Consider the following 16,919-nt stretch of genomic DNA (forward strand, 5'->3'; position numbering starts at 1 on the left):
GGCACTGTCGCCTGTCAGATTTTGCTGAAGTAGTCAAAAAAAGGTGCTTAACGTGCTGTTCGCACAAAAGGCAGCAACTCATCTATTTTCTTTTCGACGGCTAACGAGCCCGCTGCGATGGCGGCCTCAGCCCGATGGAAATCAAGGGTAGAAATTTGCGGACAATACGGCTGAAGCAGAATATCCGGCGGGTCGCCAGCCATGCGGTTGCGCTTGAGGCGGTTCTCCAGGACCTGGATTGAGGTCGTCATAATTTCAATCGCCGTGGGTGCCGTTACCGCACGCCGGGCGGCCATCCGCCCGAGACGTCCGCGCAGACGCTCATGCCAGGCCAGTTTTTCGCCCTCGGCATCTTCACTCTGAAGATTGACTGGCATCAGGTCTTGTTGCATCAGATGAGCGTCGTGCTGTAAATCCACAGCAATAACGATATCGGCACCCATAGCGCGGGTCAGGGAAATGGGGACCGGGTTAACAACGCCTCCGTCGACAAGCCAGTAACCGTTGTGTGGAACAGGGGCCATTAAGCCCGGCATGCTGCAGGACGCGCGAACGGCAAGATGGATATCCCCTTCGGTAAGCCAGAGTTCGCGGCCGGTACTGAGGTTCGTCGCAACGGCACCGAAGGGTAACTGACAATGACTGAAGTCATCGAGAGGCATAATCTGACGGAACTGGTTAAAGACCCGTTCACCGCGCAGCAACCCACCGCGCTGCCACGAGAGATCCATCAGGCGCAATACGTCCCAGTAACTGAAGGAGCGTACCCAGGTTTCAAGTTCCGGAAGCTTTCCGCACGCGTATGCGGACCCCACAAGCGATCCGATTGAACACCCTGCAACAATATCAACGTCAATGCCCATCTGCTTTAAGGCATTTATCACGCCGATGTGCGACCATCCCCGGGCTGCACCTGAGCCCAGCGCCAGTCCAATTTTAACCTTTCTCATTAGCCCTGTTTTACGTCCCCTGGATTCCTGACATAGCATCAACGCAACTGCTCAGTTAACATGGTGCTACCCGAAGCGTTTAACGCCCTTATTTTTTGTTCCAGGAAGAGAATCGTGTCTCAACTCTGCCCTTGTGGTAGCGCTCTGGAGTATAGCCTATGTTGCCAGCGATATCTGTCTGGCGATCAGGTTGCACCAGACCCGTCACACCTCATGCGTTCACGGTATACTGCTTTTGTGATCAAAGACGCAGACTACCTGATTAAAACCTGGCACCCGTCCTGCCACGCTGCCGATTTCAGACAGGATATTGAAGCCGGGTTTGCTAATACCCAATGGCTCGGCCTTACCGTCTATGAATCGTCAACGGGAAGTGATGCTGATGAAGGTTATGTCAGCTTCGTTGCCCGCTTTATCGAACGCAATAAGCCCGGTGTCATTATCGAACGTTCCCGGTTCTTAAAGGAAAGCGGGCAATGGTATTATATTGACGGAACGCGCCCACAGTTTGGTCGTAACGATCCCTGCCCTTGTGGTTCAGGTAAAAAATTTAAAAAGTGTTGCGGGCAGTAATGCCTGACAACCCAGACTTCGCAAATACTCAAACAGGATTTCCCGGCGATGCAATCACTACAACGTAAAGTTCTGCGCACCATCTGTCCCGATCAAAAAGGGCTGATCGCACGAATTACCAACATTTGTTACAAGCATGAACTGAATATCGTGCAGAACAACGAGTTCGTTGACCACCGTACCGGACGCTTCTTTATGCGTACCGAACTCGAAGGGATTTTCAACGACACCACCCTGCTTGCCGATCTCGACAGCGCGCTGCCTGAAGGCTCCGTGCGTGAACTGACCCCCGCTGGCCGTCGTCGCGTGGTTATTCTTGTGACGAAAGAAGCCCACTGTCTTGGCGATCTGTTGATGAAAGCAAACTACGGTGGCCTTGATGTTGAAATCGCTGCCGTTATCGGTAACCACGAGACGCTGCGCACGCTGGTTGAACGTTTTGATATTCCGTTTGAGCTGGTCAGCCATGAAGGCCATACCCGTGAAGAACATGACAACCTGATGGCCAATGCTATCGAAGCGCATAACCCGGATTACGTGGTACTGGCGAAATACATGCGTGTGCTGACCCCAGCCTTCGTGGCGCGTTTCCCGAACAAGATCATCAACATCCATCACTCATTCCTGCCAGCCTTTATCGGTGCACGTCCTTATCACCAGGCGTACGAACGCGGTGTGAAAATCATCGGCGCCACCGCGCACTACGTGAATGACAACCTGGACGAAGGCCCAATCATTATGCAGGACGTGATTCACGTGGATCACACCTATACCGCAGAAGATATGATGCGCGCCGGGCGTGACGTAGAGAAGAACGTACTCAGTCGTGCGCTCTATCAGGTGCTGGCGCAACGTGTGTTCGTTTACGGTAACAGAACGATTATTCTTTAATCGACAAGAAAATGAACTGGTTAGCTTTACAGCTTAACGCGTAAAATTCAGGCAACCAGTTTATTTTTATTGTGGTAACGCTTTACAGGGGCGTCTCATTTGATATGATGCGCCCCGCTTCCAGCAGGAAGCAGGCCAGTAAATAGCATTACCCCGTGGTGGGGTTCCCGAGCGGCCAAAGGGAGCAGACTGTAAATCTGCCGTCATCGACTTCGAAGGTTCGAATCCTTCCCCCACCACCATCTCTCAGCATTACCTCAAAATTTGAATTACCCCTGGTGGGGTTCCCGAGCGGCCAAAGGGAGCAGACTGTAAATCTGCCGTCATCGACTTCGAAGGTTCGAATCCTTCCCCCACCACCATCATCTCAAAGCCAATCCAGTGATGTATTTCAAACGATGTGTCATGCATAGCAACAGACGATCACATTGGTGGCAACCGGCGCTTCACCGGTGAACTTTTTACGATCGACGTATTACACTGAGCATGTTCCGCCAGACCATCAAGCAACGCATCCAGTTGCTCAATCGACCGCACGACCAGCCTGATGACAAAACAGTCTTCACCGGTGACTTTATCGCTCTCAATACATTCCGGCATGGCCTGAATGTACTTATCTACTTTTTGCAGCAACCCCGGTAAAGGACGAACCCGCACCAGCGCCTGCAACGTATACCCCAACGCCGTCAGATTGACGCGCGCGCCATACCCTTCAATCACCCCACGCTCTTCCAGTCTTTTCAGACGCTCTGCTGTACTGGGAGATGTCAGTCCAATACGTCCGCTGAGTACCTTTAGCGACATGCGCGCATCCTCAACCAGACAGGCCAGGATTTGGCGATCGATGTCATCGAGAAGGTTTTCCATCGTTTTTACCTAATTTAAAAAAGTCATCACTGTCTTTCACCTTATATCAGCCATGTTATTCCCGACAGCGGTATTCGACAATATCGTCATTAATCAGGAGGTGAATAATGGGTGATGTACAAAAAGGCGTCTGGCAGATGAGCCTGGCGATGTTAATTTCCGGCTCGATTGGCGCGTTTGTTCTGCTTTCCGGCCTGCCGGTGACGGAAGTGGTTTTCTGGCGATGCCTGATCGGGGCGATGGCCCTTTTTATTTTCATCCGAATAAGTCGAAAACCATTTAGTCAACTCACCCGTTTCACGCTACTGCTGGCAATTCTGGGCGGTGTTGCGTTAGTGGTGAACTGGTTGCTGCTGTTCGCGGCTTATGAACGTATTTCAATCGGCCTTTCTACCGTGGTTTATAACACTCAGCCGTTTATGCTGGTATTGATGGGGATGTTTTTAGGTGAACGCGTGAGCCTGGTGAAATGGGGTTGGCTCGTTCTCGCCTTTGGCGGCGTGGTCATCCTGCTCTCCAGTGAGCTGAATGGCGCACAGGGCGAAGGCTGGCTCGCAGGAATCGGTCTGGCGATGGGGGCCGCTTTCTTCTACGCACTGACAGCCATAATCGCCCGCAGACTGAAATCAGTTGCGCCCCAGCATATCGCCTTTATTCAGGTACTGACTGGCGTGGTCATGCTGTTGCCCTTCGCCCACCAGCCGGCATTATCAGCTGATTTCCCATGGCCGATTTTACTGACGTTAGGTGTCGTCCACACCGGGATCATGTATCAGTTGCTGTATAGCGCGATCCAGAAGCTCCCGACGCCCGTTACCGGTTCTCTGTCTTTTATCTATCCCGTGGTGGCCATAATTGTCGATAACGTGGTGTTCGGACACTCGCTGAATATCACGCAACTGGCAGGGGGTGCATTGATACTGTTTGCGGCGGCAGGTAATAACCTGGGCTGGGGCGAGAAAAAACCCCGCGAGTGCGGGGTTAGGATCAAATCAGCACATTAGCGACGGGCGCGAACAATCTGATATTTGCGCGTCAGATACTCCACCGGTGCGCTCCAGATATGCACCAGACGAGAGAACGGGAACAGCACAAACAGCGTCATCCCGAGCACCAGGTGCACGCGGAAGATAAACGCCACACCGTCAAGGTGCTCAGACGCACCACCGTGGAAAGTCACCACAGACTGCGCCCAGCCGACCAGCTTCATCATTTCGCTGCCATCCATATGCTGAGCCGAGAACGGAATGGTCAGCAGACCCAGCGCACACTGCACCATCAGCAGGGACAAAATCAGAATGTCCGCGCCGGTGGTGGTCGCGCGAACGCGCGGGCTGAACAGACGGCGTTTAAGCAGCAGTAAACCGCCCACCAGCGTCATCACGCCGCAGGCACCGCCGGCAATCATCGCCATTTTCTGCTTCACCTCAATCGGCAGGAATGACTCATACATCCAGTGCGGCGTCAGCATTCCGAGGAAGTGACCCGCAAAAATCCCCAGGATCCCGATGTGGAACAGGTTAGAAGCCAGGTTCATCCCTTTGCGATCGAGCATCTGGCTGGAGGCAGCACGCCAGGTGTACTGGCCGTAGTCATAACGCAGCCAGCTTCCCACCAGGAACACGGTGCCCGCGATATACGGGTAAATGTCAAAGAAGAACATATTCAGGAAGTGCATTATTGCTGTCCTCCGTTAGAGATATTCAAATATTGCGGGGCAACGGCTCCGGCAAAACGACGTTGGTGAGCGGAAATTTCAGACTCACCGCAGTTCTGGTCAGCCATGAATTTCACCTGCTCCTCCTCCCAGACCGCATCCAGCGCCTGTGGCGTATCATCGCGGGCTTCATCGGCGATCTTCTCCGCAACTTTTTCACTGTCGACCGATGCGTTGGCCAGTTTCACCAGCAGGTCGAACAGCACCGCGTAACGGCTCTCGCGCTGCTGAAGTCGTGCGCCGAGCAACGCCAGGATCGGCGCGATGTCCTGCAGACCACCCAGCGCCTCCTCTTTAGGCAACTGCGCCAGATACTCAAGATAGAGCGGCAGGTGGTCCGGCAGCTCGCGGCTGTCGAGCTGCAGGCCGTGTTGCTCGTACTGTCCCATCAGGTCAACCATCGCCTGACCGCGGTCACGTGACTCACCGTGAACATGTTCGAACAGCAGCAGCGACGTCGCGCGTCCGCGGTCAAACAGCTGGCTGTAATCCGCCTGCGCATCCAGTAAATCGCGCGCTAACAGGTCCCGGAGGAAAACGGCCAGTGTCTGGGCATCCTCTTTCTCAAGATTTTCAGATGACGCGAGTGCATCAAAGAGCTCCTGCTGATGCTGCGCAAGCGCAGCATCCGGGTACTCGAGCAGACGCGAAACAATGACAAGTTCAATCATTGGTGCGGCTCCGTTTTGCTCGTCACATCCAGGGCATCGATGCGGCGGCTGTTGAAGAGATTGAATTTCGTGTCTGAACCGTGGCAACCGTCGCCAAAGGTAAAGCCACAGCCATTTTTCTCCGGGAAGGCTTCGCGAGCCAGTTCACGATGGCTGCTCGGCACCACGAAACGGTCTTCGTAATTGGCAATCGCCAGGTAACGGTACATCTCCTGCGCCTGGGCTTCGGTCAGACCTACCGCTTCCAGTGCACGGGTATCGTTAACACCGTCAACGGTTTCAGCGCGTTTGAAGTGGCGCATCGCCAGCATACGTTTCAGCGCCAGCAGGACCGGCTGGGTATCCCCTGCGGTTAACAGGTTTGCCAGATACTGAACCGGGATACGCAGGCTTTCCACGTCTGGCAGAATGCCGTTGCTGCCCAGCTCACCCGCATCCGCAGCAGACTGGATCGGAGACAGCGGCGGCACGTACCAGACCATCGGCAGCGTGCGGTATTCCGGATGCAGCGGCAGCGCCAGCTTCCAGTCCATCGCCATTTTGTACACCGGAGACTGCTGCGCCGCGTCAATCACGCTCTGTGGAACGCCGTCTTTCAGCGCCTGCTCAATCACTTTCGGATCGTTAGGATCGAGGAAGACGTCCAGCTGACGCTGATAGAGATCTTTCTCGTTCTCGGTGCTGGCTGCATTCTCAATCGCGTCCGCGTCGTACAGCAGCACGCCGAGGTAACGAATACGGCCCACGCAGCTCTCAGAGCAGACGGTTGGCATACCGGCTTCAATACGCGGATAGCAGAAGATGCACTTCTCAGACTTGCCGCTCTTCCAGTTGAAGTAGATTTTTTTGTACGGGCAACCGGTAATACACATACGCCAGCCGCGACATTTGTCCTGGTCGATCAGCACAATGCCATCTTCTTCACGCTTATAGATGGCTCCGCTCGGACAGGTCGCCACGCACGCCGGGTTAAGGCAGTGCTCGCACAGACGCGGCAGATACATCATGAAGGTGTTTTCGAACTGGCCGTACATCGCCTTCTGCATGTTCTCGAAGTTCTGGTCTTTGGCGCGTTTTTCGAACTCGCCGCCCAGAATCTCTTCCCAGTTTGGACCGCTGGTGATCTTATCCATACGCTGTCCGGTAATGAGCGAGCGTGGACGTGCGATCGGCTGATGTTTGCTTTCCGGCGCGTTGTGCAGGTTCTGGTAGTCGTAATCAAACGGCTCGTAGTAATCATCGATGCCCGGCAGATGCGGGTTGGCGAAGATTTTACCGAGCAGCATCGCACGGTTACCCATGCGCGGCTGCAGTTTACCGTTGATTTTACGGATCCAGCCGCCCTTCCATTTCTCCTGGTTTTCCCAGTCGGTCGGGAAGCCTGTGCCGGGTTTACTTTCCACGTTATTGAACCACGCGTACTCCATCCCTTCGCGGCTGGTCCAGACGTTTTTACAGGTGACTGAGCAGGTATGACAGCCGATGCATTTATCCAGATTCAGCACCATGCCGACTTGTGAACGAATTTTCATTTTACGCTCTCCTGTACCTGGTCATTACCTTCGCCGTCTAACCAGTTAATATTCTTCATCTTACGTACCACCACGAACTCATCGCGGTTAGAACCTACCGTGCCGTAGTAGTTAAAGCCGTAGGCCAGCTGCGCATAGCCGCCGATCATGTGCGTCGGTTTTGGCGTAATACGGGTCACGGAGTTGTGAATGCCGCCGCGCTGCTCGGTGATTTCAGAACCCGGCAGGTTAACGATACGTTCCTGCGCGTGGTACATCATGGTCATCCCGGCCGGGACACGCTGGCTGACAACCGCACGCGCCGTCAGCGCACCGTTGCTGTTGAACACTTCGATCCAGTCGTTATCTTCAATGCCCAGATCTTTGGCGTCCGTCTCGCTCATCCACACAATCGGGCCACCGCGGGACAACGTCAGCATCAGCAGGTTGTCGCTGTAGGTGGAGTGAATGCCCCACTTCTGGTGCGGCGTCAGGAAGTTCAGCGCCTTCTCCGGGTTACCGTTCGATTTCGTACCCATTACCGCTTTCACGGAGCGGGTATCGATTGGCGGACGATAAACCAGCAGGCTCTCACCGAAGTCGCGCATCCACTGGTGATCCTGATACAGGGACTGACGACCGGACAGGGTACGCCATGGGATCAGTTCGTGAACGTTGGTGTAGCCAGCATTGTAGGAGACGTGTTCATCTTCCAGGCCAGACCAGGTCGGGCTGGAGATAATTTTGCGCGGTTGAGCCTGAATATCGCGGAAGCGGATCTTCTCTTCCTCTTTATTCGTCGCCAGATGGGTATGATCGCGACCGGTAAACTCACTCAGTGCCGCCCATGCTTTCACCGCCACGTGACCGTTGGTTTCCGGTGCCAGAGTCAGGATCATTTCTGCAGCATCAATGGCCGTGTTCAGCATTGGCTGGCCTTTGGCCGGGCCGTCCGCTTTGGTGTAATTGAGCTTACGCAGCAGGTCCATTTCGCTCTGGGTATTCCACGCAATCCCTTTACCCCCGTTACCGATTTTTTCCATCAGCGGGCCGATAGAGGTAAAGCGTTCGTACGTTGCCGGGTAGTCACGTTCAACGGGAATAATGTGCGGCGCTGTCACGCCCGGGATCAGGTCACACTCGCCTTTTTTCCAGTCCTTCACGTCCAGCGGCTGCGCCAGTTCGGCTGCAGAGTCGTGCTGAATCGGCAGGGTCACCACATCGGTCTCTTTGCCCAGATGTCCTACGCACACTTCGGAGAATTTCTTCGCGATATCTTTGTAGATATCCCAGTCGCTTTTGGATTCCCACGCCGGGTCAACGGCTGCAGACAGCGGATGAATAAACGGATGCATATCCGAGGTATTCATGTCGTCTTTTTCATACCAGGTGGCGGTTGGCAGCACGATATCGGAATACAGGCAGGTACTGGACAGACGGAAGTCCAGCGTCACAACCAGATCCAGCTTGCCGTCCAGACCGTTGTCTTTCCACTCCACTTCTTCTGGTTTCACGCCGCCCTGCTTGCCCAGATCTTTCCCCTGAATACCGTTTTCAGTACCCAGCAGATATTTCAGCATGTACTCGTGGCCTTTACCGGAGGAGCCCAGCAGGTTAGAGCGCCAGATAAACAGGTTACGCGGATGGTTTTTGCCGTTTTCAGGCTGCTCGGCCGCAAAGCGAATGGTGCCTTCTTTCAGTGCCTTGACGGTGTAATCCGCCGGGGTCATGCCCGCTTTCTTCGCCTCGTCAGCAATGCGCAGCGGGTTAGTCCCTAACTGAGGTGCAGACGGCAGCCAGCCCATGCGTTCAGCGCGGACGTTGAAGTCGATCAGATGGCCGCTGTAGCGGGATTTATCCGCCATTGGCGACAGCAATTCCTGGGCCGTTACCGTCTCATAGCGCCACTGGCTGGAGTGGTTGTAGAAGTAAGACGTACTGTTCATATGACGCGCCGGACGCTGCCAGTCGAGGGCAAACGCCAGTGGCTGCCAGCCCGTCTGCGGACGCAGTTTTTCCTGGCCGACATAGTGCGCCCAGCCACCGCCGCTTTGACCCACACAACCGCAGAAGATAAGCATGTTGATCAGGCCACGATAGTTCATATCAAGGTGATACCAGTGGTTCAGACCGGCACCAACAATGATCATTGAACGGCCATGCGTCTTGTCAGCATTTTCAGCGAATTCACGGGCGATACGGGTGATGTGTCCACGCGGCACGCCGGTGATCTGCTCTGCCCAGGCCGGAGTATACGCTTTGATGTCGTCGTAGCTGGTTGCGCAGTTTTCATCATTCAGGCCGCGCTCCAGGCCGTAGTTGGCCAGCGTCAGGTCATATACGGTGGTCACCAGCGCCGTCGACCCATCCGCCAGCTGCAGACGTTTGACCGGCAGCTTATGCATCAGGATGTTCTGCAGCTCAACTTTGTTGAAATGCTCGGACCCTTCGCCGCCGAAGTACGGGAAGCCCACATCAGCAATTTCGTCCTGGCTACCCAACATGCTCAGACGCAGTTCAGTCTCTTCACCGGTGGTACCGTTACGCTGCTCGAGGTTCCACTTGCCCTTCTCGCCCCAGCGGAAACCGATAGAGCCGTTGGGTGCCACCAGCTCGCCGTTATTGTTATAGGCGACCGTTTTCCACTCAGGATTGTTTTCCTGACCCAGCGCATCCACCAGATCGGCGGCACGCAGCGTGCGGCCCGCTGCATAGTAGCCATCACGCTCTTCCAGCATGACCAGCATCGGCATGTCGGTATAGCGACGGACATAGTCAGTAAAGTACTGGCTGGGTTTATCGAGGTGGAACTCACGCAGCATCACGTGGCCCATTGCCAGCGCCATCGCGGAGTCGGTACCCTGTTTAGGGGCCAGCCACAGGTCGCACAGCTTGGCAATTTCCGCATAGTCCGGGGTTACCGCAACAGTTTTGGTGCCTTTGTAACGTACTTCCGTGAAGAAGTGGGCATCCGGCGTACGGGTCTGTGGAACGTTAGAGCCCCAGGCAATAATGTAGCTGGAGTTGTACCAGTCAGCGGATTCCGGCACGTCGGTCTGCTCGCCCCAAGTCTGCGGAGAGGCTGGCGGCAGGTCGCAGTACCAGTCGTAGAAGCTCAGACAGGTTCCGCCGATAAGCGACAGATAACGAGCACCTGAGGCGTAAGAGACCATCGACATCGCCGGGATAGGCGAGAAGCCTGCAACGCGGTCCGGTCCGTAGGTTTTGACGGTATAAACGTTAGAGGCAGCAATCAGTTCGTTGACCTCTTTCCAGGAAGAACGAACAAAACCACCGCGCCCACGCGCCTGCTTAAAGCTTTTTGCTTTGTCGGCATCTTCGATAATGGATGCCCAGGCATCAACCGGATCGCTGTGCAGCACTTTCGCTTCACGCCACATTTTCATCAGGCGTTTGCGCATCAGAGGGTATTTCAGACGGTTGGCGCTGTACAGATACCAGGAGTAGCTTGCACCACGCGGGCAGCCACGAGGTTCGTGGTTTGGCATATCCGGACGGGTACGTGGATAGTCGGTCTGCTGCATTTCCCATGTCACCAGGCCGTTTTTAACGAAAATCTTCCAGCTACATGAGCCAGTGCAGTTCACGCCGTGGGTCGAACGGACGACTTTGTCATGCTGCCAGCGCTGACGGTAACCGTCTTCCCAGTCCCGGTTGGTCTCCAGAACCTGGCCGTGCCCATCGGCAAAAGTTTCACCCTTCTGTTTGAAGTAGCGAAACCGGTCCAAAAATTTGCTCATCGGGTATCTCCTGTGTGGAGCCTGTGGCTCTCTAAATCGACATTGCTGATTTGCAGCGAAGGTAACGCTCTGATAGATGGCGAGAATTGATAACGATCAAGGCGGAGAGGGAGTTTCAGGTGGGGTATTAGATCGGATACCACCAAAGCGGTAGATTTTTAATTTTTATAAGCCATTAATTTATAATGATATTTATAATTTATCGTACAAAAAGCAGGGCTAAATTTAACATCTCAGGTATTAAGGGGTAGAACGCCCTGTAAAGCGATGGCGATCACAGTGTTACCCGCAGGCATTGTTCCTTAAACGCCATCAGTATGTTGTAACTACTGTAGTGATAAAAAAACGCGGCCCGAAGGCCGCGCAAACGGATAATCACACTTACTTATTTTTTTTGGTATTACGGCCATATACCAGCCACGTAATCACTACGCAGGCGATATAGAAAACGAGGAAGACTTTCATTGCCCCTGCCGGAGAGCCGGTCAGGTCCAGAGAGATACCGAACGCTTTCGGAATAAAGAAGCCGCCAATTGCGCCGATGGCAGAGATAAAGCCCAGTGCAGCAGCCGTATCCGTCGCGGCTTCACGCATGGCCTGCTCTTCGCTTCCGCCCTGCGCTTTAACGCGATCCATCGTCAGTTTGCGGAAGATAACGGAAATCATCTGGAAGGTCGATGCGCTACCCAGACCGGCCGTCAGGAACAGCACCATAAACACGCCGAAGAAGGCGGTAAAGTTCCCACCCTGACCATTGGCTGGCAGCGTCAGGAACAGCAGCGCACAGAAAACAGCCATGATCACAAAGTTCACCAGCGTCACGCGTGTTCCGCCCAGACGGTCAGACACCATCCCGCCCAGTGAACGCGCCAGGGCACCGATGAACGGACCAAAGAAGGCAAACTGCAGGATCTGCACTTCCGGGAACTGTGTTTTGGACAGCATGGCAAAGCCTGCGGAGAAACCGATAAACGACCCGAAGGTTGCCAGATAAAGCAGCGCCATGACCCACAGGTGCCCGCGTTTCAGCACCGGCAACTGCTCGCTCAGCGAAGCCTTAGATGCCGACAGATCGTTCATAAAGAACCATGCCGCCAGGGTGAAGACCACCAGGAACGGAACCCAAATCCACGCCGCATTCTGCAGGTACAGGGAAGAACCATCCGCCTGCTCGACACCACCGCCACCAAAGGCTGCAAAAATGGAGACAGAGATTGCCAGCGGTGCAATTAACTGCATCACGCTTACGCCCATGTTTCCCAGACCGCCGTTAATACCCAGCGCACCGCCCTGCTTCGCTTTCGGGAAGAAGAAGCTGATGTTCGCCATACTGGAGGCGAAGTTAGCGCCAGCAAAACCGCACAGCAGGGAGATAATCACGAACACGCTGAAAGGCGTGGAGGTATCCTGCACCGCAAAACCCAGCCACACGCAAGGTACGATCATGATGCCCGTACTGAACGCCGTCCAGCGACGACCACCAAACACCGGCACCATAAACGCGTAAGGGACGCGCAGCAGCGCACCGGACAGCGACGGCAACGCGGTCAGCATAAACAGCTGATCGGTCGTAAAGGTAAAACCCACTTTTGGCAGATTGACTGCCACTGCACTAAACAACATCCATACGCAAAACGCTAACAGCAAACACGGAACGGAAATCCACAGATTCCGGCTCGCTATACGATGGCCGCGCTGTTGCCAGAACGCCGGATCCTCTGGACGCCATTCAGTAATAACGGCACCATTTTCCCTTTCGGGAGCGGATGAGTGACTCATAGACACCTCTGATTCTCGAATGATGCTGCAAACATTAGGGTTTTAGGGCGGCGGTAAGTTGATATAAATCAAAGGAAAAGTGGGAGGTTTTACAGCGCGAAAAAAGCCCTTATCCTTAGTGAGTAGGCTATTTCAGTAAAAAAGACGTGGTTTTTCACGGCACTGAAGCGTCCCCGATACCGCCTCCTCCTGCCGCTTACTCCGTTGGCAATTTAGGGGTAATCCTTTATTGGTATGGGTATACTCCTGGGTATGCAACAGAATAGCGCCATTCCTGCAAGCAGGCCACGTCAGGAGCCCGGCAACTCTATGTTAAAAAGATGTTTATCTCCGCTAACACTGGTTAACCAGTTGGCACTGATCGTTATGCTGTCCACCGCCCTCGGTGTGACCGGTATGGCGATTTCTGGCTGGCTGGTACAGGGCGTACAGGGTAATGCGCATGCCATCAACGAGGCAGGCTCTCTACGCATGCAGAGTTATCGCCTGCTGGCGTCGGTACCGCTGACGGAAGACGATCAGCCTTTGATCGACGAAATGGAGCGTACCGCGTTCAGCCCGGAGCTGGAACGTGCCGCCATCCGTGACGGGCAGGAATCACAGCTTAAATCCCTGCAAAACTACTGGCACACCCAGCTTCAGCCTGGTCTGAAACAGGCGCGCAATACTGAGACCGTGGCACGGGACGTCGCGGGCTTTGTGTCGCGCATTGACGCGCTGGTCTCCTCTTTCGATCAGACCACCGAATTGCGTATCGACCGGGTGCTGATGGTTCACCGCGCCATGGCGTTGTTTATGGGGCTGCTGCTGATTTTCACCATCCTCTGGCTGCGCGCCCGGCTGTTGAATCCCTGGAAACAGCTGCTGGCGATGGCCCGCGCGGTAACCGCACGCGATTTTACTCAGCGCACGCATATCAGCGGGCGTAATGAAATGGCGATGCTGGGCCAGGCGCTCAATACCATGTCGGAAGAACTCTCCGAAAGCTACGCCGTGCTGGAAAAACGCGTGCAGGAGAAAACAGCAGGGCTGGAGCAGAAAAATGAAATCCTCTCCTTCCTGTGGCAGGCCAATCGTCGTCTGCATATGCAGGTGCCGTTATGTGAACGCCTCTCGCCGGTGCTGAATGGCCTGCAAAATCTGACCTTGCTGCATGACCTGGAGCTGCGGGTCTACGATGTGGAAGATGAAGATAATCATCAGGAATTTACCTGTCAGTCCGACATGTCCTGCGATGACAAAGGCTGTCATCTTTGCCCGCGAGGCTTGCCGCCCCTGACCTCCGGCGGTACGACGCTGAAGTGGCGACTGACGGACAGCCATACCCAGTACGGTATCCTGCTGGCCACGCTGCCCGCCGGGCGGCATCTGAGCCACGATCAGCAGCAGCTGGTCGATACGCTGGTCGAGCAGCTGACCGCTACGCTGGCGCTCGACCGCCATCAGGAAAAGCAACAGCAGCTGATCGTCATGGAAGAGCGTGCGACTATCGCGCGCGAACTGCATGACTCCATCGCCCAGTCGCTCTCCTGTATGAAAATGCAGGTCAGCTGTCTGCAGATGCAGGATGCGGAGATGCCGGAAAGCAACAAACAGCTGCTGAGCCAGATCCGCAACGAACTCAATACCTCATGGATTCAGCTTCGCGAGCTATTAACCACCTTCCGCCTGCAGCTGACCGAGCCTGGCCTGCGCCCCGCGCTGGAGTCCAGCTGCCATGAATTTAGCGCCCGACTGGGGTTCCCGGTGAAGCTTGATTATCAGCTGCCGCCGCGGTTTGTCCCCTCCCATCAGGCGATTCATTTACTGCAGATCGCCCGTGAAGCCCTGAGCAACGTGCTCAAACATGCTGACGCGACGGCGGTCACCGTTACCGTCAGCCAGCACGATAATCAGGTCAGGCTCACGGTTCATGACAACGGCTGCGGCGTGCCGGAAAATGCCGAAAGAACTAACCATTATGGTTTAATTATCATGCGAGACCGCGCCCAAAGCCTGCGCGGTGATTGCCAGGTTCGCCGGCGAGAGACAGGTGGCACGGAAGTCGTGGTCACCTTTATTCCCGAAAAACCGCTCACAACTGCTCAAGGAGAAACCCATGACTAATCAGGAACCGGCATCCATCCTGTTGATCGACGACCATCCGATGCTGCGTACTGGCGTTAAACAGCTGGTCAGCATGGCACCCGATATCACCGTCGTTGGCGAAGCCAGCAATGGCGAACAGGGCATTGAGCTTGCCGAATCGCTTGATCCCGATCTGATCCTGCTCGATCTCAACATGCCGGGCATGAACGGTCTGGAAACGCTCGACAAGCTGCGGGAAAAATCGCTCTCCGGACGCGTAGTGGTCTTTAGCGTCTCGAACCATGAAGAGGATGTGGTGACGGCGCTCAAGCGTGGCGCGGACGGCTACCTGCTGAAAGATATGGAGCCGGAAGATCTGCTCAAGGCCCTGCAACAGGCCGCCGCAGGTGAGATGGTACTGAGCGAAGCCTTAACGCCGGTGCTGGCCGCCAGCCTGCGGGCAAACCGCGCGACCTCGGATCGCGATGTCAGCCAGTTAACGCCGCGTGAGCGCGATATTCTGAAGCTGATTGCCCAGGGCCTGCCGAATAAAATGATTGCGCGTCGCCTGGATATCACCGAAAGCACGGTCAAAGTGCATGTGAAACATATGCTGAAGAAAATGAAGTTAAAATCGCGGGTTGAAGCCGCGGTATGGGTACACCAGGAACGTATTTTTTAAGCATTACTCATCCGGCAGCAGCTTCCAGCGCGGATCGTCGGTGGGTAATGCCACAAGCGGTTGCGCCACAGCCAGCGTGATCTCATTGGACGAGACGCGCTTGCCATCATTATCTTCGACCACCACCGAAAGCCGCCAGCGGTTGCTCGCGCCTTCACTGTCATCCCAGGCAGGCATAATCACGCTCCAGCCGTCTTCACTGGTATTGTTGGCCGGCGATGTCAGACTCAGCGCCTGCGTATCTCCCTGCCAGTGAAGCTGGCGAATCCCGTGCTTACTGCGGATCTGCAGCTTAAGCATCACAGTTTCGCCCCCTTTAAGATCCCACGGCGGTGTCGCCAGGTAGACGGACAACGTTTTGCTCTGGCGGAACTCCATCACCGGCAGGTTATCCCGCTCTGGCGAATCATAGCGACTGCCGCGCAGAGAACGGGTGGCGGCGACTTCACTGGCAGAAAGTTGCTTCACCAGCGGCACGCCAAAGCGGTAGTTGAGCTTGAGGCCAAGATTATTCTGGCTCACCCCACTCTCCCCTTGCTTATGCCCGGCGGTGAGGGTTACCAGCGGAACGGGGGTATAATTCAGCCCCAGATTGACCGCCACCGGGTTGTGATAACCGGTACCGCTGTTGAACAGGTCAACGTTATCACCAAAATATTGCTCAAAACTGACGCTGGTATTCAGGTGATGGAACCACGGCAGCCACGCTTTAGCGGTCACGTCGTACCCCCGGGCCATGCGCTGCTCCTGAATGTCAGAGCGATCGCGCCAGCCGGCAAAGGGCTGATAATAGTTCGCAGACAGACGCAGGTTCTCGCCCCATACTTCCGCACCTAACCCGGCACGCTGCAGGTTTTCATCCAGCAGGTTGTCGTAAAAGGTGTTGTAGCCGAGCAACCATTTTCCGGCAACCCAGCGCTGCCCAATGCCGGCATTGCTCACCAGACCGTCAGTCTGCTGCGTCAGGCCAAACTGGCTCCAGCTCAGATAACGGTTGTTATCGTTCCACGGAATAAACCAGCTGCCGCTGCTGCCGTTAAATTTGCCGTCGTCATCCACCAGCAAGTTCACGCTGGCGTTCCCCCACGGCGAAAGCCAGGATTCAATATGCTGGTTCACTTCGCCGCTCACCGCGTCACGCACCTTGCCAAAGGCAAACTGACGCGCCTGCTCGCCTGTCGTCAGGCCGTTATCGGTCATACTGGCTTCGCCAAACGCTTTCGCCATTTCTGCCAGATGTTTTTCGCCCTCGGTCGTGGGCGCCGCCATGCCGAGATCGGGCAGATTATCCCCGTTGTTATCAAAGGGGTTCTGTGCCTGTTGCACAAAGGAATTCGGCGCACCGTGAACGGCTCCGACCGGAATGAGGGGGAGTAAAGCAAGCAAACGAAGATGAGATGAAACAGCCATTAACGTCGTAAGAAATACCCGATGCTTACGTGAGAACACC

13 protein-coding genes and 2 tRNA genes are annotated in these 16,919 nt (G+C 55.1%); 7 read left to right on the forward strand and 8 right to left on the reverse strand.

Annotated features, from left to right (window positions below; genetic code table 11):
• Positions 1-47: 47 nt before the first annotated feature.
• A complete protein-coding gene (gene rssA / locus JTA15_RS08060; RefSeq protein ID WP_032669742.1) occupies positions 48-950 on the reverse strand; it encodes a patatin-like phospholipase RssA in 903 nt (300 codons plus the stop codon).
• Positions 951-1,064: 114 nt separating this feature from the next.
• Here rssA and JTA15_RS08065 point away from each other — a divergent pair, with 114 nt between their 5' ends.
• From JTA15_RS08065 to JTA15_RS08080, 4 genes are all read left to right on the forward strand, one after another.
• Positions 1,065-1,523, forward strand: coding sequence for a YchJ family protein (locus tag JTA15_RS08065; RefSeq protein ID WP_219373088.1), 459 nt, complete (start codon positions 1,065-1,067; stop codon positions 1,521-1,523).
• 48 nt (positions 1,524-1,571) lie between these two features.
• A complete protein-coding gene (purU, locus tag JTA15_RS08070; RefSeq protein WP_219373089.1) occupies positions 1,572-2,414 on the forward strand; it encodes a formyltetrahydrofolate deformylase in 843 nt (280 codons plus the stop codon).
• A 157-nt stretch (positions 2,415-2,571) separates the two neighbouring features.
• Positions 2,572-2,656 (forward strand) — tRNA-Tyr (locus JTA15_RS08075).
• Positions 2,657-2,691: 35 nt separating this feature from the next.
• Positions 2,692-2,776 (forward strand) — tRNA-Tyr (locus tag JTA15_RS08080).
• 61 nt (positions 2,777-2,837) lie between these two features.
• Here JTA15_RS08080 and JTA15_RS08085 read toward each other — a convergent pair.
• On the reverse strand, positions 2,838-3,281 hold the full coding sequence (locus JTA15_RS08085; protein WP_014170457.1) for an Lrp/AsnC family transcriptional regulator: 444 nt from the start codon (positions 3,279-3,281) through the stop codon (positions 2,838-2,840).
• 107 nt (positions 3,282-3,388) lie between these two features.
• On the opposite strand from JTA15_RS08085, the gene JTA15_RS08090 reads away from it, so the two are divergent.
• A complete protein-coding gene (locus JTA15_RS08090; RefSeq protein ID WP_219373090.1) occupies positions 3,389-4,285 on the forward strand; it encodes a DMT family transporter in 897 nt (298 codons plus the stop codon).
• On the opposite strand, the gene narI is transcribed toward JTA15_RS08090, so the two are convergent.
• The 5 genes from narI to JTA15_RS08115 form a co-directional block, all read right to left on the reverse strand.
• Positions 4,282-4,959, reverse strand: coding sequence for a respiratory nitrate reductase subunit gamma (gene narI / locus JTA15_RS08095; protein ID WP_014170469.1), 678 nt, complete (start codon positions 4,957-4,959; stop codon positions 4,282-4,284). The two genes, JTA15_RS08090 and narI, sit on opposite strands and share 4 nt — an antisense overlap.
• Entirely contained in the window at positions 4,959-5,669 is a 711-nt protein-coding gene (narJ, locus tag JTA15_RS08100) for a nitrate reductase molybdenum cofactor assembly chaperone (protein ID WP_040017698.1), read from the reverse strand. Before narJ ends, narI begins: the two co-directional genes overlap by 1 nt.
• Positions 5,666-7,201 (reverse strand): nitrate reductase subunit beta, encoded by a 1,536-nt coding sequence (gene narH / locus JTA15_RS08105; RefSeq protein ID WP_014170471.1) that lies wholly within the window; start codon positions 7,199-7,201, stop codon positions 5,666-5,668. The genes narJ and narH overlap by 4 nt, the downstream gene beginning before the upstream one ends.
• The gene (locus JTA15_RS08110) at positions 7,198-10,941 is read right to left on the reverse strand and encodes a nitrate reductase subunit alpha (protein ID WP_020882362.1); all 3,744 of its coding nucleotides are present in this window, start codon (positions 10,939-10,941) and stop codon (positions 7,198-7,200) included. Before JTA15_RS08110 ends, narH begins: the two co-directional genes overlap by 4 nt.
• Positions 10,942-11,322: 381 nt before the next feature.
• Complete coding sequence (locus JTA15_RS08115; RefSeq protein ID WP_020882361.1) at positions 11,323-12,720, reverse strand: NarK family nitrate/nitrite MFS transporter; 1,398 nt, start codon at positions 12,718-12,720, stop codon at positions 11,323-11,325.
• Positions 12,721-13,029: 309 nt separating this feature from the next.
• Between JTA15_RS08115 and narX the strand changes: the two genes are divergently transcribed.
• Together narX and narL are read left to right on the forward strand one after the other, a co-directional pair.
• A complete protein-coding gene (gene narX / locus JTA15_RS08120) occupies positions 13,030-14,826 on the forward strand; it encodes a nitrate/nitrite two-component system sensor histidine kinase NarX (protein WP_025203922.1) in 1,797 nt (598 codons plus the stop codon).
• Entirely contained in the window at positions 14,819-15,469 is a 651-nt protein-coding gene (narL, locus tag JTA15_RS08125) for a two-component system response regulator NarL (protein ID WP_003856701.1), read from the forward strand. The genes narX and narL overlap by 8 nt, the downstream gene beginning before the upstream one ends.
• 3 nt (positions 15,470-15,472) lie before the next feature.
• On the opposite strand, the gene JTA15_RS08130 is transcribed toward narL, so the two are convergent.
• Positions 15,473-16,879 (reverse strand): YchO/YchP family invasin, encoded by a 1,407-nt coding sequence (locus JTA15_RS08130; RefSeq protein ID WP_219373091.1) that lies wholly within the window; start codon positions 16,877-16,879, stop codon positions 15,473-15,475.
• Positions 16,880-16,919 lie beyond the last annotated feature (40 nt).

This window comes from Enterobacter sp. BIDMC 29 (assembly GCF_019378755.1).
Classification (GTDB): Bacteria; Pseudomonadota; Gammaproteobacteria; order Enterobacterales; family Enterobacteriaceae; genus Enterobacter; species Enterobacter ludwigii.

Bases quoted from the DNA above. Each gene is read 5' to 3' on its own strand.
- rssA (WP_032669742.1), bottom strand. From the start codon at position 950: ATGAGAAAGGTTAAAATTGGACTGGCGCTGGGCTCAGGTGCAGCCCGG.
- purU (WP_219373089.1), top strand. From the start codon at position 1,572: ATGCAATCACTACAACGTAAAGTTCTGCGCACCATCTGTCCCGATCAA.
- JTA15_RS08085 (WP_014170457.1), bottom strand. From the start codon at position 3,281: ATGGAAAACCTTCTCGATGACATCGATCGCCAAATCCTGGCCTGTCTG.
- JTA15_RS08090 (WP_219373090.1), top strand. From the start codon at position 3,389: ATGGGTGATGTACAAAAAGGCGTCTGGCAGATGAGCCTGGCGATGTTA.
- narI (WP_014170469.1), bottom strand. From the start codon at position 4,959: ATGCACTTCCTGAATATGTTCTTCTTTGACATTTACCCGTATATCGCG.
- narJ (WP_040017698.1), bottom strand. From the start codon at position 5,669: ATGATTGAACTTGTCATTGTTTCGCGTCTGCTCGAGTACCCGGATGCT.
- narH (WP_014170471.1), bottom strand. From the start codon at position 7,201: ATGAAAATTCGTTCACAAGTCGGCATGGTGCTGAATCTGGATAAATGC.
- JTA15_RS08110 (WP_020882362.1), bottom strand. From the start codon at position 10,941: ATGAGCAAATTTTTGGACCGGTTTCGCTACTTCAAACAGAAGGGTGAA.
- JTA15_RS08115 (WP_020882361.1), bottom strand. From the start codon at position 12,720: ATGAGTCACTCATCCGCTCCCGAAAGGGAAAATGGTGCCGTTATTACT.
- narX (WP_025203922.1), top strand. From the start codon at position 13,030: ATGTTAAAAAGATGTTTATCTCCGCTAACACTGGTTAACCAGTTGGCA.
- narL (WP_003856701.1), top strand. From the start codon at position 14,819: ATGACTAATCAGGAACCGGCATCCATCCTGTTGATCGACGACCATCCG.
- JTA15_RS08130 (WP_219373091.1), bottom strand. From the start codon at position 16,879: ATGGCTGTTTCATCTCATCTTCGTTTGCTTGCTTTACTCCCCCTCATT.